Here is a 20,606-nt window from a genome sequence, read left to right as displayed (position 1 = left end):
TGACCGGGGCTCGCCATGCGTGATCGCATTGAAGACATTGCACTCGCGGGCCCCGGCATTCTCCTGCTGGCGCTCGCCTTCGTCCTTCCTCTTGTCGAGATGCTGCGTCTTAGCATTGTCGGGGCAGACGGAGGCGTGACCGCCGAGCATTTCGTCCGCTTCCTGTCAGATCCTTATTACCTCGGCGTGGTGTGGCGCACGATATACCTGTCCCTGTTGATCACCATCATCTGCGCTGCCGTCGGCTTTCCGCTGGCCTATGTAATGGCCCGGGTCAGCCCACAGATGCGGCTCTGGCTCATCGTACTCATCATCCTGCCTCTGATGACAAGCGTCGTCGTGCGCACATTCGGTTGGATGGTTGTGCTCGGGCGCGGCGGATTGATCCCGTTCTCCCTTTGGAAACTCGGATTCGTCGGGCGCAATTTCACTCTGATGCATACGGAAGCAGCGATCGTCATCGGCATGGTCCAGGTTCTGCTCCCGTTCACGGCTCTCTCCATTCTCGGCGTCGTCATGAAGATCGATCGCCGTCTGGAGGAGGCGGCGCGAACCATGGGCGCGAGCTTCCTGGCAACTTTGCGCAGCGTTGTGCTTCCGCTCGCGATGCCTGGAATTCTGGCCGGTTCTCTCCTGGCCTTTACGCTGTCGGTCAGCTCCTTCGTCACCCCGTCGCTGCTTGGCGGCGTCAGGCTCCCCGTAGTGGCCAGCTCCATCTACGATGCCGCGACCAAGACGCTAGAGTGGAATTTTGCGGCGGCTCAGTCGGTCATCCTTCTGATCGGCGTACTCCTTGCGCTGACGCCCTACATCAGGCTCTCAGGACGACGTCATGGTTAGAGGCGTTCCCCGCTGGCTGAAGGCACTCACATGGGTGTTCGTGGCGCTGACGCTCGTCTTCGTACTTGGCCCGCTGATTGTGGTTGCAGGCGTCTCTGTTTCGGAGAGCCAGTTTATCGCCTTTCCTCCGGCGGGATTCTCACTCCGCTGGTTCGGCGCGATTTTCGAGTCGAACGCCTATGTGGGGGCCCTTGTCACGAGCCTTCAGCTCGCATTGCTCGTCACGGTGACTGCAACTGTGATTGGAGCTGGAGCGGCCATCACTCTCCATCGCCGACGGCTTCCGGGCACCGGAATTCTCGCCGGCCTTTTCCTTTCACCCCTGATCCTGCCGTCCATCATCTTCGCCATCGGCTTGCTCATGCTGTGGAGCGCAAGCGTCGGGCCGGTCTCCCTCCCGGTCCTGTGGATCGGCCATACGGTGATTGCTCTGCCCTACGTCATCCGCACTACGCTCGCGGTTCTTGCGGACTCCGATCCTTTTCTCGAGGAAGCCGCACGCACCATGGGAGCAAGCCGATGGCAGCGGATCCGCCATGTGGTGCTGCCGCAATGCGCGCCCGGCCTCGCGGCGGGTGCCTTCTTCGCCTTCAATATTTCATTCGATGAGGCCGTCGTTGCCCTGTTCCTGCGGACGCCCGACCTCGTGACCCTTCCGATCCAAATCTACAACCAGCTTGAATTTAGTCCGGATCCTACCGTGGCGGCCGTCTCGACCCTGATGATGGGGCTCACGATCCTGCTCATCGCGGTGATCGACCGGTTCCTCGGCATTCAACGCTTCGTCGGCACCTGACATGGCAACCCTTGATCTTACCGAAATCGTGAAATCCTTTGGCTCGACACAGGTGCTGCACGGCATCTCTCTCGCCATCGAAAGTGGTCAGTTCGTGAGCCTGCTGGGCCCGAGCGGCTGCGGAAAGACGACGCTTCTGCGCATCATTGCCGGGCTGGAGGGCGTCACGCGTGGGTCCGTCCACATTGATGGGCGCGACGTGACAGGCTTGCCGCCGGAGTCCCGGGACATCGCCATGATGTTCCAATCCTATGCGCTTCTGCCGCACATGAGCGTGCGTGAGAATATCCGGTTTCCTCTGAGGATGCGGCGCAGAGGCACGCGGGCGGAGCAGGACGATCGCGTCCAGGCTGCTCTCGAGACCGTTCAACTCGGCCATCTCGCGGACCGAATGCCGCGCCAATTGTCAGGCGGCCAGCAGCAGCGTGTCGCCTTGGCCCGGGCCATCGTATCCGATCCGAAGATCCTTCTTCTCGACGAGCCGCTGTCGAATCTCGATGCCCGCCTGCGCGAGGACATGCAGGTGGAGTTGATCGAGCTTCACCGCAGGCTGGGGCTGACCACCGTCTTCGTCACCCATGACCAGGAGGAGGCTCTCAGCCTCTCGGACGTGGTCGTGCTGATGAATAGCGGTCGCATCGAGCAGGTCGGAGATCCCCAGACCATCTACGCATCTCCTCACACGGGGTTCGCCTCCGAATTCTTAGGCTCCGCGAATCTTGTCCCGGTAAAGGTCATTGAGGGTGCATCGGGGCCCCAGGCCCAGCTGCCGAACGGTGAAACCATCGCCGTTGCGGTGGGTACGAAGCCGCATGGCGAAACTCACCTGGTTCTTCGCCAAGAGGATTTGAAGCTCTTTCCTGCCAAGCCCGGCATGTCCGGCGATTTCCTCGCGACGGTGGAGACCCGGGTCTTTCTTGGCGCGCGTATTCGCTACGTACTCCGCATGGGAGATCTGCGCCTCAAATGCCTGGCTCCCGCATCCGATGACTTCTCTGCGGGGGAGAGGGTGACGGTGCGCCTGCCGGAAGGCGGGGCACAGGTTATTTCGACCTAACTTTGACCGTACCCGTGAGGAGCCCAGCGCCATGATCGGTTTGACAACCGCGCTGCAAAATAACTCCGGTCAACCCCAACGACCGCTCCTCGGCGTGATCGCCTGCAACCGCATGGTTGCTGGAGAAGTCGCCGCCAGCGTGATGCAGCGCTATCTGCTCGCCGCGGCTGAGCATATGAACGCCTCTCTGGTGATCATCCCGAGCCTGCCCGATTTCATCGAGGCGCCGCGTTTGGCGAGCATGATTGATGGCTGCCTTTTGACCGGCAGCCCGTCCAACATAGCCCCCCGGTTCTATGGCGGGCCCGATGCCGGGGCTGAAGGACCGTTCGATGAGGAGCGGGACGAAGTCGTGAGGCGGTTGTTCTCGGAGATGGTCAACGCTGGTAAGCCTGTTCTCGGCATTTGCCGAGGCCTGCAGGAAATCAATGTCGCTCTCGGCGGAACCCTGCGACGCGACCTTGCAACGGGCAGCGGCCCCCTAAGCCATCATGCCCCAACCGATGCCGATATGGATTCGATGTTTGGGCACAGTCACGAGGTCCGTCTTATGGAAGAAGGCGTTCTCGCCCGCGCGCTGGCGGCATCGAGCATCGTGGTCAACTCGGTGCATTACCAAGGTATCGATCGATTGGCCCCAGGGCTCTCGGTCGAAGCGACGGCTCCCGATGGCGTCGTTGAGGCCGTATCTGCACGCGTAGGCACATCCTCCATCCTTGCGGTGCAATGGCATCCTGAATGGCAGGTCCATAACAATCCTGAGTCCCAGGCTCTCCTTCGTCTCTATGGCGATGTTCTCCGGGGCAAGGTCATCCCGGCTCACGGCTGAATACACATTTCACAGGAACTTAATCATGTATGATCAGGCACAGCTTTTCGTAAACGGTCGTTTCCAGGCTGGCGAGGGAGCCGCCGAACCAGTGGTGAATCCGTCCACCGGCGATCTTATGCTGTCTCTTGCCAGCGCCAGTGAGGCTCAGGTCGACAGTGCCGTCGCGGCTGCCGAGGCAGCTTTCCCTGCCTGGGCCGCTCTGACGCCCCGCGAGCGTTCGAGGGCACTCTTGCGGATCGCGGACGGGATCGAAGCCAACGCCGCGGACTTCGCACGGCTCGAAGCCGACAATTGCGGCAAGCCACACCGCTATGTGCTGGGCGGCGAGATTCCGAATGTAGTGGACGTGTTCCGCTTCTTTGCCGGCGCTGCGCGGAGCATGCCGGGTGTGCCCGCGGGCGAGTACCGCAATGGTCAACATACCAGCATGCTGCGGCGCGATCCGGTCGGCGTGGTCGCCTCGATTTCTCCCTGGAACTATCCGCTTCTCATGGCGGCCTGGAAGATCGCGCCGGCCATTGCCGCCGGGAACACGGTCGTGATCAAGCCCTCGGAACATACGCCCCTGACCCTGTTGAAGCTGGCTGAAATCTTCGCGGAGGTGTTGCCGCCAGGCGTCGTTAACATCGTAACCGGGACTGGGGCTCTTGTCGGCCAGCGACTCGTCTCGCATCCCTTGGTTCGGATGGTGTCGCTGACAGGCGATGTGGGCACCGGGCGCAAGATCCTGGCTGCAGCGGCGGAAACCATGAAGCGCACGCATCTTGAGCTTGGAGGCAAGGCACCCGTCATCGTGTTCGACGACGCGGATCTTCCGAGCCTGATCGAGACCCTCAAGGAGGCGAGCTTTTACAACGCCGGTCAGGACTGCACGGCCGCCTGTCATGTCTACGCGGCGGCCCCGATTTACGACCGTCTCGTTTCCGATCTCGGACGAGCCATTGCCTCTATCCGTTATGGAGGCCCGGACGAGGCCGGGGCCGAGTTCGGACCGCTGATCACGCAGAGGCAACGCGATCGTGTCGCCGGTTTCGTGGACCGCGCCCAGGCCGACGGGGCGACGGTGATCACAGGTGGCGGTATCCCCGATCGGAAGGGCTTCTTCTACGAGCCAACGCTCATCGCGGCGAGCCAGAATTCAGAGATCGTGCAGAAGGAAGTCTTTGGCCCCGTGGTCTCGATCACGCCCTTCAAGGACGAAGACCAGGTGATCGGCTGGGCCAACGCTTCATCCTACGGCCTTGCCTCGTCGATCTGGACACGCAACCTAGGACGCGCGGCCCAACTTTCCGCCGCCTTGCGCTATGGCGTGACATGGGTCAACACCCACGGCGTCTTCGCGACCGAGATGCCACACGGTGGGATGCGAAACTCCGGCTACGGCAGCGACCTCTCCATGACGGCTCTTACCGAATACACGCAGGTCAGGCACGTAATGTTCGCCCACGGACGCTGAAGGCTCACCGCGGTTAGCACGGCTCACTGGCCTGTAGATCTGGCTGCCCCTCTAGCTCCCTCGTGCTGGCCGGTTTTCTGGCAACTGCCGACGTTGTTGCCTTTTGGCGCTGGCGGACCCGAAGGTGGCCAGCACCGCGTTCTCCATGGCAGTGAGCCGGGTGTGTTTTGGCGTACCGTGTTCGGTCATCTGCATTTCCGATGCAGATCAGTCTGATTGAGGGGCCCTTGGTGTAGATTGTGCGCACAAAGCGTATGATCACCACTGTTGCCGGCGTGCTCTGACCTGCCGCCACATCCAACCGCGCATTGTCCGCCGTGGGTTGAAGACAGTGCGACGCTGGGACGCCATCGCTAGGTTGTGGAGTGCACACTCGCTGGATATGGGTAGTTCCGTATTCTCGCCATCCGCTACGAACGCAGAGCTGACATCTACACTGCTTTCCTCACGCTCGCCTCAGCCCTTATCACCTAGCGCTTCGTCCAAGGATGGTCATATTAGGTGCTCATAGGGCCGTCAGCTGGTTCATCTTTTAGTTCGATGATGTAATCTGCCCATCTGTTGAGAGCCACGCGCTTCTCTTTGGCATAGGTTGCGCGGTTACCTATTCCGGCGACACCGGTTTTGTGGCTCGAAACGTGATTGAGGATTGCCTCGACCACATGAGGGAGGGTGCCCATCTCCGGTATGCATGTGGCCACCGGGCGCCGCAAGTCATGAAGCCGCCAGGGGCGCACTACAGCACCTGCCTTCGCGAACTGGGTATCAGACGAGTCTTCCACTTTGACCATCCGCTGAAGCCGCCCCGCCCCTCGCCGAAAATGAACATACCGCCCTCGCGGTGGGGAATGCGCCGAAAGACCTCCAGGACTGCATCGTTGAGCGGCACCTCATGCGGCAAGCTATACTTTGTGCGCTCGCGCGAGCTCATCCAGAGCGCCCGATCGAAGTGTTGAGCACCTGCGACGGAGCCAGAGATAAGCGGCAACAAGGCTGAGCTCAACTGACTTCGTTGGACCGGATTACCCAGATGACGCGTGTCTCCTTCTGCGCCAGATTGCGGAAGCTATGTGGTTGAGTGCTGTCGAACTGGAAGGCATCACCCTCTTCAAGCACGTAGGTCTTCTCACCGACCTGGAGCTCGAATCGACCTTCCAAAACGATCCCACCCTTTTCTCCTACGCGGCGCCATGGATCAGGACCCGAGCCTCCGCCCACCTCTATAGAGAGGATAAGCAATTCCAAATCAGACCGCCCTGGGGGAGACAGCAGTTCTTTAGTGAGGCCCATTTGCGCGAAGGATAGTTTTGAGCGCTTTTCGACGCGTGTGACGACACTCTCCTCGCCACTTCGATCCGTGTTCGGATCAAAGAAACTAGCCAGTGGCACGCCAAGCGCAACACGCAGGCGGTTGAGCAGCTTCAGGGAAGGCGAGGTCTTCCCGCGCTCGATATGACTGAGCATTGCCACCGAAATCTGGCTCAGCGCGGACAGAGCAGTAAGGGTCAGGTCGCGTTCGGTCCGCAAACTTCGTATGCGCTCCCCCAACCCGCGGAGCGTTTCGAAGTCAACCTCGTCGTCATTGATCGTCATTTGTTGGCTAACCGACTGTAGGTGGCATGGGGAAGCTCGCGCTTGCCCCACAGATTATAATGCCTTGAAAATTTTTGCCGAGCTTTTTCATTATCGGCTTGCAGATTTATATTCTGAAGATAACCTGATCGCGGCTGCATATAGATTGAGCCTAAAGAAGGATCAAGCGCACCAGCCTGTGCCTTGGGCCGAAATGAGGGAAGTGCTTCGTCTGAGCGGCTAAAGTGAGAGGCGGTACGTAACTTTGATGCGATAGCCGTCTGTGAAAACTTTTGATGAGAATGAAATCAAACGTTTCCACTTTCGCTGACAGCAAGTTCTAATATGGAGGACATATCAGTGCTGTTAATCAAGAGTTGGAAGAACGGAGTGCGTGCTTTAGCGCTCGCAAGCGTAGTATCAGTTGCTGCCGGTGCCGTAATGGCTGCACCTCAGGGAGGTGGAACTCTTGTCGTCACGACAACGCCGGAGCCGGCGATCATTACAAATGCTCTAAGCTCTGCCCCGACGACCGCCGAACTGGCAACAAAGATCTTTGATGGTCTGCTTGAGTACGACTTTGATCTCAATCCGAAGCCTTCGTTGGCAGAGTCATGGGAGATCAGCCCCGATGGCAAGACGATCACCTTTAAGCTGCGCCAGGGTGTAGTTTGGCATGACGGAAAGCCTTTCACCAGCGCGGACGTTCAGTTCTCACTGATGAAGGTCGTCAAAGAATATCACCCTCGCGGCAAGGGTAATCTTGGGCCGGTGACGTCAATTGACGCTCCTGATGCCCATACTGTCGTGTTGAATCTGGCTCATCCTTATGCGCCGCTTATGAAGGGGCTTTCGAGCCTCGAAACACCCATCGTCCCTAAGCACGTCTACGAAGGTACGGATTTCCGAAACAATCCGGCCGTGAATAATCCGATCGGCACTGGCCCGTTCAAATTCGCGAAGTGGGAAAAAGGTAATTTCATTGAGCTTCAGCGTAACGAGAAGTACTGGCGCGAAGGAAAGCCCTACCTCGACCGCCTGATCTTCCGGTTCATTGCAGACAGCTCAACGCGTGCTGCTGGCGTCGAGCGAGGCGAGATTGATGTCGCCACGTTTGGAACGATCAACCCTGTCGAGATGCGGCGCCTCGAGGAGCTGCCCAACATCTCGATCGCGAAGGGTGGCTATGAGGCCATCGCGCCTGTGATGATGCTGGAGCTTAATACCAAGCGTGCTCCGTTCGATGACAAGCGTGTCCGTCAGGCTGTGGCCTACGCTTTGGACCGGAATTTCATCACCAAGAACATCTGGTATGGTTTTGGCAAGCCAGCAGTCGGTCCGATCTCCTCGTTTGTGAAAGGGAGTGGCGCCTTCACCGATCAAGGTATCCTCAAGTTTGACGTCAAGGATCGCCTGGACATCGCCAATCGCCTTCTCGACGAGGCTGGTTTGAAGCGTGGGGCAAACGGCATGCGGACGAAGATCGTTCATGACGTCGCCCCATTCGGTGAGGACTGGCGCCGTATGGGTGAGTACATCAAGCAAGCTCTTGCTCGGGTTGGTATTGAGGTTGAGCTTCGTAACCGGGATTATCCGACCTTCGTACGCGAAGTTCATAACAAGTACGACTTTGACATGACCTCAACGTGGTCGATCGGAATGGCCGATCCGACTCTTGGTGTTCAGCGCCAGACTTGGTCGAAGAACATCAATCCCGAGGTGCCATTCGGGAACGTGTCCCAGTACTCGAACCCGGAAGTTGATAAGCTTTGGGAGACGGCGCAGACCGAAAAGGACCAGGCCAAGCGTTCGCAGTATTTTCACAAGCTGCAAGAGCTCCTGGTTGCTGATAGCCCAGTGATTTGGCTCATGGAAATGGATCTGGTCGCCGTTCAAAACGACAAGGTTCAAGACCTGATTACATCGCCGCTCGGCGTCCGAGGTGGACTGTACGACACCTGGGTCAAGCAGTAACAGGCTTCAGGCAGGGGGAGCAGATGAGCTTTGATCTGCTCCTCCGAACCACAGCAGAAGAGGGAAGAGCTTATGTGGAGCTCTCGGGCCAGGTATGTTCTGAATCGGCTAATTCACGGCCTGCCGATTATTTTTGCGATCGTAATCGCGAACTTCTTTCTCATCCGCCTCGCCCCCGGCGATGCAGCGCAGGTTCTGGCCGGCGAAGCAGGGGCTGCGAGTGAAGAATACATGCGCCAAATCCGTCAGCAGTTCGGATTAGATCAGCCTCTCTATATCCAGTTCATTAGTTACATGAAGAATATTCTTATGTTCGACATGGGCTATTCATTTCGCCACGGGAGGGAGGTCTCCTCGCTGATTTTCGAGCGGGTTGGAGCCACCGCGCTGCTCATGTTCGCCTCCATGGTCATCTCTGTGGGAGTAGGTGTCCTTCTTGGAGCCTTGGCCGCCATCAAAGATCGAACAATCCTCAGCAACGTCATCGTGATATTTTCGATTGTTTCCTATGCGACGCCGCTCTTCTGGGTTGGCCTGATGCTGATCATCGTGTTCTCAATTCATCTCGGCTGGTTTCCGACGAGTGGGATCGCGACTGTCGGTTCTACAATGACCGGTTGGCAATACGCACTTGATATCGCTCACCACCTCGTCTTGCCGGCGGTCACGCTGTCGTTCTTTTACATGGCGCTCTATACACGCCTGATGCGGGCATCCATGCTCGAGACCCTTGGTCTCGACTTCATCAAAACCGCTCGAGCGAAAGGACTTTCTGACCGGAAGATTGTCTCCAGACATGCCCTGCGAAACGCGATCCTGCCCGTTCTCACGATGGCTGGTGTGCAGGTGTCTAGCATGTTGGGTGGTTCAGTGATCATCGAGTCGGTGTTTGGGTGGCCAGGATTGGGTTTGCTCGCTTTTGAGTCGTTGTTTGCTCGCGATCTCAACCTTTTGCTTGGCATATTCTTCCTAAGTTCAATCCTAGTGGTCGTGACCAACGCCATCGTCGACGTGGTTTACACGATCGTCGACCCTCGCATCGAACTAAAGGGGAAGCTGGCTCATGGCTGAGACACATGCAAGCGGCCCGGGTGTTATGAGACGCGTGGTTTCCAGTCCTTCTGGCATCATAGGGTTGACCCTCCTGTTGTGCGTCGTTTTGCTAGCCATTGCCGCGCCGTGGTTATACCCTGAAGGCCCATTTGAAATGGTAGGGATGCCTTTCAGCAAGCCGCTCGATGAGTACTTGCTTGGCACAGACATGCTCGGTCGCAATATAGCCGCTGGCATTGCTTATGGAGCGCGGATATCGCTCATTGTCGGTGTCATCGCAACGATGTTCATCGTGGTTCTCGGAACGTTGATTGGCGGTGTCGCGGGATACTATGGCGGGCGGATTGACTCGGCGGTGATGCGGATCACCGAATTCTTCCAGACGATTCCGTCGTTTATTGGGGCTATTGTAATCGTAGCAATCCTGGGTCCGACGCTCGTTAATGTGATCGGCGCGATCTCCATTGTCTCATGGGCCCCACTCGCTCGCCTCGTTCGGGCGGAAGTCATCAGTGTGAAGAACCGCGAGTTTACCTCGGCCTGCTTGGCACTGGGAATGAGCGACGTGCGGATTATGGTGGTGCAGATCCTTCCCAACGTACTCTCCACCATCATCGTCGCCGGTTCGTTGATGGTTGCGACTTCCATCCTCTTTGAGTCCGGCCTGTCATTTCTCGGATTGGGCGACCCGAACATCATGACCTGGGGCTTCATGATTGGTGCAGGACGTTCCGCAATTCGAACCGCCTGGTGGATGGTCACCATGCCGGGTGTTGCAGTGCTACTGACGGTTCTTGCGATCAATCTTCTGGGGGATGCGCTGAATGAGGCTCTGAACCCGAGGCTCAAACGATGATGAATTCAACAAACCTCTTGACCATTGAGGGTCTTTCTACCGAGTTCCGCTCGTCGCATAAGCAGTGGTTCCCGGTTGTGAACCGGATCGATCTGCAGGTCACTGTCGGCGAGACATTGGCGGTCGTTGGCGAGTCGGGATGCGGTAAGAGTATGCTGGCGCACTCAATCCTGCGACTGCTGCCGAGGCGCATAGCACGCAATGCTGGCGGAAGGGTCCTCCTTGAGGGGCGCGATCTTCTTGCTCTGTCAGAGGATGAGATGCGCGGGGTGCGTGGAAAAGACATCTCGATGATTTTCCAGGAGCCGATGACGAGTCTGAACCCGCTCATGACGGTCGGGCAGCAGATTGCTGAAAGCATTCTCGAACACGAACATTGTAGCGTGCAAGTCGCTGCGCGGCGGACGCTTGATCTTATGGAACTCGTCGGTATTCCAGAGCCAAGGGCCCGCTTCCATCAGTACCCCCACCACCTTTCTGGCGGAATGCGGCAGCGCATTGTGATCGCGATCGCCCTCGCGTGCAGGCCAAAAGTGCTGATTGCAGATGAGCCGACGACTGCACTCGATGTGACGATCCAGGCGCAAGTGCTTGAACTCATAGACAAGCTCAAGCGTGAGCTGGGGATGGGCGTCATCCTGATCACACATGATCTAGGTGTTGTCGCCGAGTGGGCCCAGCGGATCATGGTCATGTATGCAGGCCGTAAAGTGGAGGAAGCCGACGCTGAGACCTTCTTCACGTCACCAAGGCACCCTTACAGCCGAGCCTTGCTGGCGAGTGTACCCCGTCCCAATGACGTTATGAATGGGGTCGTCAAGCCCTTGGCAGAGATCACGGGTACCGTTCCGCCGCTGGACCGGCTTGGTGGTGGATGCGCTTTCGCCGATCGCTGCACCATGGGGACTGATGCCTGCCGATCCAACAGTCCGGCGTTCCGCTTGTTGACGCCGTCAAGCGGGGTAGCGTGCATCCATGCAGGAAATTGAAATGACCTTGCCGATGAAGCCCCAGCCTCTGCTGGGGGTAGATCGCCTAGTAAAGTATCATGCCACCCCGGCTGGAACGGTTCGCGCAGTCGATAAGGTAAGTTTCGAGGTCATGCCCGGGGAGACGTTAGGTCTTGTCGGAGAGTCTGGCTGCGGGAAATCGACCCTCGGACGCACGATCGTTCGACTTCATGAGCCGGATGATGGCTCCATCCTGTTCCAGTCGAATGACATTAGTCATCTCTCGCGCAAGGCGCTGCGCCCCGTACGACGGCATCTGCAGATGGTGTTTCAGGATCCGTTCGCGTCACTAAACCCACGGCGGACGATCCGGCAGATCCTGACTGAGCCATTCTCAGTCCATGGTGTGGGTTCTAGAAGGGAGCAGATCGACAGGGTCAATGAGCTCGTTAGCAGGGTTGGTCTCCATTCCGACCACGCGAGCCGGTACCCCCATGAGCTTTCAGGTGGTCAGCGTCAGCGTATCGCGATCGCGCGTGCAATTGCCCTTGAGCCCAGCCTCGTCGTTTGCGATGAGCCAGTTTCGGCCCTTGATGTCTCGATTCAAGCTCAAATCATCAACCTGTTACGACGACTGCAAGAAGAGAGCGGCGCCGCTTATCTGTTCATCTCGCATGACCTGTCGGTCGTTGGGTATTTGGCCGATAGAATTGCTGTGATGTACCTGGGCGAAATCGTCGAGATTGCCCCCAAGCGAGCACTGTGGACCGAGCCGCTGCATCCTTATACCCAGGCGCTCTTCTCGGCGATTGCAGAACCTCTGCCTCCCAGTGTCCCGCGTCGCAAGCGGTCTACGCTGACAGGAGATCTGCCGAGCCCCATGCATCCACCGTCGGGGTGTCGGTTTCACACTCGGTGTCCATTCGCGATGCCGAAGTGCCGGGAGGTCGCGCCCGCGCTTACCGAGGTTCAGGCTGGTACCATAGACGCCCGCCGTGTGGCTTGCCATCTGTATAGCGACACACCAGAAGCCACTGCACAGCCTTCGCTCCTGAGTGGTTTGGCCTTACCTGCGACATAACACGGCGCCGCTATGTCGGTAAACAACCATACGAGCGGAGCCGATGCCGTGTGACGCGGATCAAAAGTCTACGTCCAATAAAACGCGCGCTAGCGGTCGCCAGCCTGTCCGTGTTCAAGACGGCAAATGCCGCCTTCTAGATTCGTCAACGAAAGAGGAAAAAATGAAGTACATCACCGCCCGGATCAGGCCAGAGAAGGTTTTTCACGGATATGATTCCGACCGAAAGATCGTTACCGATGAACTTCCAAACCGGGAATTTGTGGAGAAGGTCATCAAGATCGATCGTATTCTCTCTTTCACGGAGAACTATATCTTTATCGAATGCCCCCATAACACAGTTCAGACCTGGGAGTACGAAGGTGGTCTCGCAGATATCAAAGGGCGCCTCCGTGAAGCAGGTATGCTGATCGACTGATGATAGCCTGTCTGGTGCTCGAAAGGGCCCAACAGCTTAGTGGCCTTCAGCTTCGGCGCGCGAAATGCATCAGAACCTGCAAAGTTGGTGGAATATCGCCAGAGGACGATCATTACTGCTCTGGCGATATTCAACGATCTAAAATCCTTGCATTTGTCTGATCTGAAACATTCGCGAGGCATGCTACGTTAGTCGCTATGTCCCTAAGCTTTGACGTGCTTAAGAGCATCCTTATACAGAGGGACTCTATCTAGGATGAAAACGCGCGTGAGGTTCACGGTCAACGGCGACACGATCGACACGGCCATAGATGTGCGTGCGACGCTGCTTGACTTCATTCGTGAGGAACTGCGTTTAACGGGCACAAAAAAGGGCTGCGATCACGGCCAGTGCGGTGCGTGTACAGTCCTGGTTGATGGGAAGCGGTCGCTCTCATGCCTCAAGTTTGCGGCATCACTCGAAGGGCGCGCCGTTATAACTATTGAGGGGATCGGCAAACCCGATGCGCTGCACCCACTCCAAGCGGCTTTCATTAAGCATGATGCATTTCAGTGCGGCTTCTGTACCTCCGGCCAGATCATGTCCGCGCTGGAGGTTATCGGTGATCCACTTGCAAATACTTGTGAGGCGATCAGCGAGAAAATGAGTGGCAATCTCTGCCGGTGTGGCGCGTATCCAAATATTGTAGCCGCGATCATGGAGGTCAAATCGAATGGAACCGTTTGAGTTCGTTCGACCTACAGACATCCAGGATGTTCTCGTTGCGATAAGGCGACCAGGATCTAGGATTCTGGCCGGTGGAACGTCGCTTGTCGACCTCATGAAGCTTGGTGTTGAGGCTCCGTCGACCGTTGTCGATATCAACGCTTTGCCTCTCTCTATGATTTCAGTTGAAGGTGATGCTCTGTCGATTGGGGCATTGGCCAGCAACAGCGACGTAGCCGTGCATCGTGCCGTCAAGCAGCACGCGCCCGCCGTTGGACAGGCTTTGCTATCTGGCGCTTCTGGTCAGATCCGAAACGCAGCGACTGTGGGTGGAAATCTGTTACAACGTACGCGCTGCACCTATTTTCGTTCTAGAGACTGGCCGTGCAATAAGCGCGAACCTGGATCTGGCTGTGCGGCAATCGAAGGGGTTAACGTCGGTCATGCTGTTCTTGGCATCAGCCGATCTTGCATAGCTGTGCATCCATCCGATATCGCTGTCGCCCTATTAGCCGTTGATGCCTATGTTCATCTTGCGAGCGTGGCGGGCGAGCGGCGAATTGCAATCGGGGACTTCTATTGCCAGCCTGGTGACACACCGAGTGTTGAAACGGTGATCGGCCCCAACGAGCTCATCACAAAAGTCGAGATTCCGATCACCAACTTGAATGCGACATCGTCATACCTCAAGCTCCGCGGTAGAGCATCTTATGAGTTTGCGAGTGCGTCCGTCGCGACAGCCATCTTGCGTGACGGAGATATAGTTATCGATGCTGCGGTAGCTGTTGGTGGGCTGGGGACAGTTCCATGGCGGAACCGGACTGCCGAGAAGCTTCTGATCGGGAAAAAACTGACCCAAGAGAGTATCTTAGCCTTCTGCGATGCGCTATTTGCGCCTGCATCTGCAACACCGTCTAATACCTACAAGCTTGCCCTTGCACGAGGCGCAATCCACCGTACCCTACGTGGAGGTGCAGAATGGTAAAGTCGATTGGGGCACCCCACGATAGGATCGACGGTATCCCGAAAGTCACAGGTGGTGCTACCTATGCTGCCGATGTAAAGCTGGAAGGGCAACTCTATGCAATTGCTCTTCAGAGCACCATCGCGGCCGGAAAGATTGTTGCGCTAGAGAGCGCATCCGCAGAAGCAACACCAGGTGTTGTTGCGGTCTATAGTCATCTAAATGCCCGCCAAGCGCTAACCTGGATACACGCTGATGAGCTGCTTGCTCTTAGCGCGGAAGCCCTCGGCTTGTCGGCTTTCCCATCAGGGAGCAGCAGACCCCGAGGTTATCTTCCCTTGACGTCCCCTGAAATATACTTCGCTGGTCAGTGGATTGCCGTTGTCGTGGCTGAGTCTATTGAAGCGGCGCGGCACGGTGTTGGACGGATCAAAGTTCGTTACGAAGTAGACGCAGCGTCGGTCGTAATGAACGACGAGAAGGATGACTGGATCGAGCCGACGTTCTTCTTCGGGGCGGACATGCAGGTCCAACGCGGCGATGCTCCTAAAACAAGGCATGGAGAAGTCTTCATTCAGGAAACCTATGCAACGCCCATGCAACTGCATCAACCAATGGAACCTTCTGCGACAACCGCCTATTGGGATGGAGACGATGTTACATTATTTGACTCCACGCAGGGGGTTGTGGCCACGCGAGAATATGTCGCCCAGTCGCTAAAGGTGCCAAAGGAAAAGGTCCGCGTTATCTCCGCCTATGTAGGGGGAGGCTTTGGAAGCAAGAATCAGGTGTGGCCTCATCAGGCTCTGGCGGCTCATATGGCTCGCGCGCTGGGGCGGCCGGTACGCCTTCAACTGACACGTTCGGATATGGCCCTGGCATCGGGGCATCGATCCTTCACCGAGCAAGATGTTAGGCTGTCTGCTGATCGTGATGGTAAGATCCGGTTGCTGCAGCATATCTCGCGTGTCCCTACATCCATCCAAGGTGGCTTCTTCGAGCCCTGCGGCCTCAACTCCTTATTGCTTTATGGTGCTGAAGAACTCGACGTACGTCACCGTGTCAGCCGCAAAAACATCCCGACTCCAACCCCCTTTAGGGCACCGGGAGAGACCCCGGGCTCCTTTGCCCTGGAGTCAGCGTTGGATGAACTCGCTCATACCCTGAAGATGGATCCGCTCGAATTGCGGCGAAGGAATTTCCCTTCACGCGACAGCTATCACGATCGCGACTGGTCTTCTAATCATCTCCTGGAATGTTATCGGCTCGGCGCGGCCGCGTTCAGTTGGCCCGGGCGCTATGTCCCACCACGATCCATTCGCGAGGGCAGCGAGATGGTAGGATACGGCATGGCCACGACTGCGTATCCGGCCCCCGCGCTGCCTGCCACCGTGAAACTGAGACTCCAAGTTCAAGGTCGTGCAATCATCGAAACGTCTGCGACCGACATCGGCACCGGCATGTATACGATTCTTGCGCAGACCGTAGCGGATGAACTGGGTCTACCGGTCTCCCAGCTTGAGGTCCGTCTAGGCGATAGCTCTTTTCCAAATGCTCCTACAGCCGGACGCTCGAAATCGACAGCAAGTGTCCTGCCAGCAGCGCGGCAAGCCTGTCTCTCACTTAGAGAAAAACTAGCATTACTAGGGGCGTCGTACTCGCCGACACCCCAATCGAATGAGTCAATTTTCTCGCTGCTCGAACGCGAAGCGATCCCTGAGGTGGTTGTCGAGGGGACCTCCACCGGAATGCCGCGCGAACATGACTTAAGCTTTTACTCGTTCGGAGCGCACTTCGTAGAAGTTCGTGTAGACGAAGAAATCGGGCGTATTCGCGTATCCCGCGTGGTCAGCGCTTTGGACTGTGGCCGGATCATCAACCCCAAAACAGCGACGAGCCAGATCAAAGGTGGGATTGTGTTTGGCATCGGCATGGCCCTGATGGAGCAGGGTGAATTCGATCCGATTCACAGTCGGTTGATCAATGATAATCTCGCGGATTACCATATACCGGTGAACGCGGATATCGGCGAAATCGACGTAATCTTCATCGACAAGCCGGATACGCGCTTCAATGAGTTTGGTGCGCGCGGCCTTGGGGAAATCGGAGTTCCAGGAACGGCAGCGGCAATCACCAACGCGCTGTATTGCGCGACAGGGAAGCGTATCAGAAGTCTTCCTGCTACAGCGGCAGCGTTGCTATAGCTCTAGCTCAAGAGGCCAACGTGGAGAACTCTAAAATGCTTGGGAGCCTCTTGAGTGTGTAGCCCGCATCCCGGAGCGCAGAGCGCCGGATTTCAACTGCCTACCTATCGTGGGCTGGACAGCAGTATCTGCCTGACCGGCACTGGGCGAGCTTCCCCGTTGGGTGCCTCATTATGCGTTTCTTTATGCCGGTGCGGGGTTGCAAGTATATGCGGGCCCGGTCAAGCAACGGGATCCCGGTATGCTCACCCAAAATCCTCCTCGCAATGGACAAATCGGGTGAGCTAATTTTTTGTTAGCAGAACATCGATGTGCGAAGCGCACTGTTAAAGAGCTCCTCGCTTTTCCCTTCGTGTAGGTGGCGCGGTTTATAGATTCCACCAACGCCTGCTTTGTGACCGGAAATGTGGTTGAGGATAGCCGCAATTACGTGGGGGAGAGTGCCAATAAAAATCTGCCATGCCTATCGCCCGCCTGGGCTCGCCTCTGCAAGAAAGCGCTCAACGCCGGCAATGTCGACCGATGCCTCAGGTTCCGGGATGCGCGCCAGCGCCTCGCGCACGGTGTCCACAAGGTCTCCGTCGCCAAGACGGCGGGCAAGACGGGCTTGACTCAACGCAACACGAAGGCCGAGCATCGGTACCTGCTGGTGAACTGCTAGAGACGCTGCCTGCGCGAACCGGTGCTGGACCTCTTTGGCGGCCCCAGCATCCGCCGCGATAATGGCCTCGCCGAGCATGCGGTACAGTTCCGGCATCCAGATCTGCAGCTCGGGCCTTTCCAGGCTCGGCAACTCGCTGGTGATGCGCAACACCGCCTCATCGGCGCGACCTACTTGGATGAGGCATTCCGCTAGGAGGCACAGGTAAACTGCGAGATCTTCGTTAGTGGTGATTGCACGCTGCTCAGCCAAGCCCTGTTCCAAAGTTGCAAGACCGCCGACTGCATCGTCCTGCAGGGCGGTAACCCAGCCTTGAAATATGATACCAGCCGCGCCATGGTCCGCCATCCCGTACTCTGAGGTAAACCGCATCAGCCCCGCTGATCGATCGAAGACCTCACGAAGGTCACGGCGGTAGACGCTGTGCAACAGGGTCAGGCCCATAGCATGCACACGGCTGCCGAGGTGGTTCAGGCTTTCGGCCCAAGCCCGGGCGCCGTTGTCAGCCTCGCGCGCCTGCCGCAGCTTTCCCTCCATCCAGCAGAGCTGGGATAGGTTGCCAAGGGCACACACTTTGGCGTCATGGTTGCCGTATAGCGGCGCATGGTGGGTGTAGTTGCCGCTGTCGTAGATGGTTAGGCCAGCTTGCATATGCGTGCGGCAGTCGTGAAATGCCGCGCGCTGGAACTGGACCGCCCAGGAGCAGTGATGCGCTTCCAGCAGTAACCCTGGATCGTTCCAACGCTGCGCCCGTTGCAGCAGGGTTTCGGGGCGTCCGGGACTATACGGTGACACGCGCCACCAGCCCCAGTAGATCGGAAAGTGCCCAGGGTCATCGGGCAACTGCTCGCATAGCTCATAGGCCGCGTTGTAAAGTTCCTGCGTGTCTGCCGCGCTGGGTCCTTTCAGGCCGATGAGGGCTGGACCGAGCAGGGTGCTGACCTCAACCCGGAGATGCCGCGTGCGTTCGTCCTGTGGCACCTTTTCGAGATCGGTCAGCGCTCGGCGTAGAAGTTGGGTGGCTTCGGCCAGCGAGGACTGGGCCAGGCTACGGCGCGCGGCAGCTATCCAGTGCGGGGTCGCCTCGAGGATATGCCCGGCTTCGCTGAGGTGCAGGGCGAGCATTTCGGGATATTGCGCGATCCCATCCGGGTCCGCGGCCTGCAGGGCACCGGCAACCCGTTCATGCAAATCGCGCCGACGTTCCCGCATGAGGCTGGCGTAGGCGGCATCGCGCAGCAGCGCATGATGAAACGTGTAGGTTTCGGACCGGGCATGGTGGGCGCGCTCAAGAATGCCGAGCCGGATCAGGGTCATCAGCGCTTCATCGAGCCGGCTGCCGTCAACGCCGCAGACCGCCGCGAGAACATCACGACGGGCGGATCGACCAATGACGGAGGCGGCCAATGCAATATCCTTGGCGACGCCCGACCGATCCAATCGGGCCATCAAGCTCTCTTCAAGCGAGGCTGGGATCAACCGACCAGCGGCAATGGTGAGATCCGGCTCGCCTTGGCGGTGAAGGAGGACGCGGGCGACCTCCTCAACAAACAGCGGTACGCCGTCGGTTCGTTCCGCGACCCGGCGAACGAGGTCTTTGAAGAAGCCGCCGCCGAAGAGTCCTTGCATGATCTCCGCGACGTGCTCAGCGTCCAAACGCCCTAGTCGCAGCGTGGTGTCCACCCGCGCGTTCCACTCGGTTGGCACTTCAGTGCGGGCAGTGAGTACCAGCAGCAGGCGTCGCTCGTGCAATTCGTCGAGCAGGACCTCAAGTAACTCGGACGATGTCGGGTCAAGCCAATGCAGGTCTTCGACAACAAGGCAGATCGGTTTGTCACCGCTGAGCGTGACGAGATGTTCGACCAGAATGTCGATGGTCTGTTCGCGGAGTTGCTCCGGCGGGAGAGCCGCAGCGGCGGACTGAGCATCGGGACGCCCAAGGAGCATCGCCAGAATCTGGGCTCGATCACGGGCGTCCGGTGTCGGCTTCAGCAGGGCTTCCAGCTTGGCCCAAATGGCCTCGTCGTCGTCCCCAGCTACGATATCAGCGGCCTGGGCAAGATAGTCGGCGAAGGGCCGCAAGGAACTGTTTGCGTCGAAGGCAGAGGCGGCAATCTGCACAAGAAGGGCGTCAGAGGCATGACTGCTTACGAAATGCTGGACGAGCCGTGACTTGCCGATCCCGGCCTCGCCGAGTACGAGGGCGGAGCCGCCGTGCCCGTGTTGAGCCTTATGCCACAAGATCTGCAACAGATCGAGTTCTGCCTCGCGGCCGACGAACGGAGTGGCTGCACCTCTGTCATCCAGCACCTCCCGTACCTGGCGAGCGCTTCGCTCGCCGATCACCCGCCAGACTTCATGAGGCTGCGCGAACCCGCGGATTTCGAGAACTCCGAGTGGCTCGCATGTGAAATGCGGCGCGATCCGCTCGTGCGTGCGTTCGGCGATAATGATTTCGTTGGGCTGCGCCAGAGCCTGGAGCCGGGCGGCGAGGTTTGGGCACGAGCCGATGATGGTGTCTGGATCGACTGCGCCCCCAGCGAGGAGATCACTGATGGTTACCCTGCCGGTTGCCAGCCCTATTCTCACCTGCAGCTCGCCACCCCCGGCGGTGCGGAGTGCACCCACCCTACGCACGATATCGAGCGCCGCCCGCACCGCGCGCTCGGGATCATTTTCGTTCGCAACCGGGTAGCAAAAATAGGCTAGGATGCCGTCGCCGAGGAAGCGTGCGATGTGGCCACCATAGCGCGCGATCGCCTCGCCGCAGAACTCCCGATAGATCCGCATCACCTCCAGCAGATCTTCGGGATCAAGCCGTTCACTGAGACCAGTTGAGCCTACTAAGTCGGCGAACATGACTGTCAGTGGGCGATTCTCGCCAGACCCGGAGGCACTGATTGGGCGGAGTGGGGAGGCGGTTTGGTCTTGTTGCGCCTTGAGCGCCCGCTGGAAGCGCCGTCGCTCACCGATTGTGAGACCCAGCTCGCGCAGGTCTTCGTCGGTGAGGTCGCCGAGCTGATCGGCTGTGATCCTCTGCTCGTGAAAGGCCGGGATCCGTTCCGCGAGACCAATCGATGCTAGCCACTCTTCCATGCTCAGCCCAGATCTCGTCCAGCTGTTAGCTACTCATTACTTGTAACATGCCTCGTATGGTGGGCGCGAGCGTTTCGTCGAAGTATCATAG

16 protein-coding genes and 1 pseudogene are annotated in these 20,606 nt (G+C 58.1%); 15 read left to right on the top strand and 2 right to left on the bottom strand.

What is annotated here, in order from left to right; translation table 11 throughout:
• Positions 1-15 precede the first annotated feature (15 nt).
• From ILT44_RS13375 to ILT44_RS30865, 6 genes and pseudogenes are all read left to right on the top strand, one after another.
• Positions 16-840, top strand: a complete 825-nt coding sequence (locus tag ILT44_RS13375; RefSeq protein ID WP_204240090.1) for an ABC transporter permease — start codon at positions 16-18, stop codon at positions 838-840.
• Positions 833-1,636: an ABC transporter permease gene (locus tag ILT44_RS13370; RefSeq protein ID WP_204240089.1), complete on the top strand. Its 804-nt coding sequence runs from the start codon at positions 833-835 to the stop codon at positions 1,634-1,636. The genes ILT44_RS13375 and ILT44_RS13370 overlap by 8 nt, the downstream gene beginning before the upstream one ends.
• Position 1,637: 1 nt before the next feature.
• Positions 1,638-2,693, top strand: coding sequence for an ABC transporter ATP-binding protein (locus ILT44_RS13365; protein ID WP_204240088.1), 1,056 nt, complete (start codon positions 1,638-1,640; stop codon positions 2,691-2,693).
• 31 nt (positions 2,694-2,724) lie between these two features.
• A complete protein-coding gene (locus tag ILT44_RS13360) occupies positions 2,725-3,522 on the top strand; it encodes a gamma-glutamyl-gamma-aminobutyrate hydrolase family protein (protein WP_204240087.1) in 798 nt (265 codons plus the stop codon).
• Positions 3,523-3,547: 25 nt separating this feature from the next.
• A complete protein-coding gene (locus ILT44_RS13355; RefSeq protein ID WP_204240086.1) occupies positions 3,548-4,981 on the top strand; it encodes a gamma-aminobutyraldehyde dehydrogenase in 1,434 nt (477 codons plus the stop codon).
• Positions 4,982-5,222: 241 nt separating this feature from the next.
• Positions 5,223-5,455: pseudogene (locus ILT44_RS30865) on the top strand (IS5/IS1182 family transposase); the annotation flags it as partial.
• Positions 5,456-5,980: 525 nt separating this feature from the next.
• On the opposite strand, the gene ILT44_RS13350 reads toward ILT44_RS30865, so the two are convergent.
• On the bottom strand, positions 5,981-6,574 hold the full coding sequence (locus ILT44_RS13350) for a helix-turn-helix domain-containing protein (protein ID WP_204240085.1): 594 nt from the start codon (positions 6,572-6,574) through the stop codon (positions 5,981-5,983).
• A gap of 369 nt (positions 6,575-6,943) precedes the next feature.
• Here ILT44_RS13350 and ILT44_RS13345 point away from each other — a divergent pair, with 369 nt between their 5' ends.
• From ILT44_RS13345 to ILT44_RS13305, 9 genes are all read left to right on the top strand, one after another.
• Positions 6,944-8,527 (top strand): ABC transporter substrate-binding protein, encoded by a 1,584-nt coding sequence (locus ILT44_RS13345; protein ID WP_204240084.1) that lies wholly within the window; start codon positions 6,944-6,946, stop codon positions 8,525-8,527.
• A 72-nt stretch (positions 8,528-8,599) separates the two neighbouring features.
• The gene (locus tag ILT44_RS13340) at positions 8,600-9,598 is read left to right on the top strand and encodes an ABC transporter permease (RefSeq protein WP_204240083.1); all 999 of its coding nucleotides are present in this window, start codon (positions 8,600-8,602) and stop codon (positions 9,596-9,598) included.
• Positions 9,591-10,436: an ABC transporter permease gene (locus ILT44_RS13335; protein WP_204240082.1), complete on the top strand. Its 846-nt coding sequence runs from the start codon at positions 9,591-9,593 to the stop codon at positions 10,434-10,436. Before ILT44_RS13340 ends, ILT44_RS13335 begins: the two co-directional genes overlap by 8 nt.
• On the top strand, positions 10,436-11,425 hold the full coding sequence (locus ILT44_RS13330; RefSeq protein ID WP_372441161.1) for an ABC transporter ATP-binding protein: 990 nt from the start codon (positions 10,436-10,438) through the stop codon (positions 11,423-11,425). Before ILT44_RS13335 ends, ILT44_RS13330 begins: the two co-directional genes overlap by 1 nt.
• Before the next feature lies 1 nt (position 11,426).
• On the top strand, positions 11,427-12,467 hold the full coding sequence (locus ILT44_RS13325; protein WP_372441158.1) for an ABC transporter ATP-binding protein: 1,041 nt from the start codon (positions 11,427-11,429) through the stop codon (positions 12,465-12,467).
• Between the two features lie 163 nt (positions 12,468-12,630).
• Positions 12,631-12,885 (top strand): hypothetical protein, encoded by a 255-nt coding sequence (locus ILT44_RS13320; RefSeq protein WP_204240079.1) that lies wholly within the window; start codon positions 12,631-12,633, stop codon positions 12,883-12,885.
• Positions 12,886-13,140: 255 nt separating this feature from the next.
• Positions 13,141-13,611 (top strand): (2Fe-2S)-binding protein, encoded by a 471-nt coding sequence (locus ILT44_RS13315; RefSeq protein WP_204240078.1) that lies wholly within the window; start codon positions 13,141-13,143, stop codon positions 13,609-13,611.
• The gene (locus tag ILT44_RS13310; RefSeq protein WP_204240077.1) at positions 13,598-14,575 is read left to right on the top strand and encodes an FAD binding domain-containing protein; all 978 of its coding nucleotides are present in this window, start codon (positions 13,598-13,600) and stop codon (positions 14,573-14,575) included. Before ILT44_RS13315 ends, ILT44_RS13310 begins: the two co-directional genes overlap by 14 nt.
• Positions 14,569-16,758, top strand: a complete 2,190-nt coding sequence (locus ILT44_RS13305) for a xanthine dehydrogenase family protein molybdopterin-binding subunit (RefSeq protein ID WP_204240076.1) — start codon at positions 14,569-14,571, stop codon at positions 16,756-16,758. Before ILT44_RS13310 ends, ILT44_RS13305 begins: the two co-directional genes overlap by 7 nt.
• Positions 16,759-17,221: 463 nt before the next feature.
• On the opposite strand, the gene ILT44_RS13300 is transcribed toward ILT44_RS13305, so the two are convergent.
• Positions 17,222-20,515, bottom strand: coding sequence for an ATP-binding protein (locus ILT44_RS13300; RefSeq protein WP_204240075.1), 3,294 nt, complete (start codon positions 20,513-20,515; stop codon positions 17,222-17,224).
• Positions 20,516-20,606 lie beyond the last annotated feature (91 nt).

Source organism: Microvirga arvi (assembly GCF_016892765.1).
GTDB lineage: Bacteria > Pseudomonadota > Alphaproteobacteria > Rhizobiales > Beijerinckiaceae > Microvirga > Microvirga arvi.
This window is presented reverse-complemented; position numbering and strand designations above follow the sequence as displayed.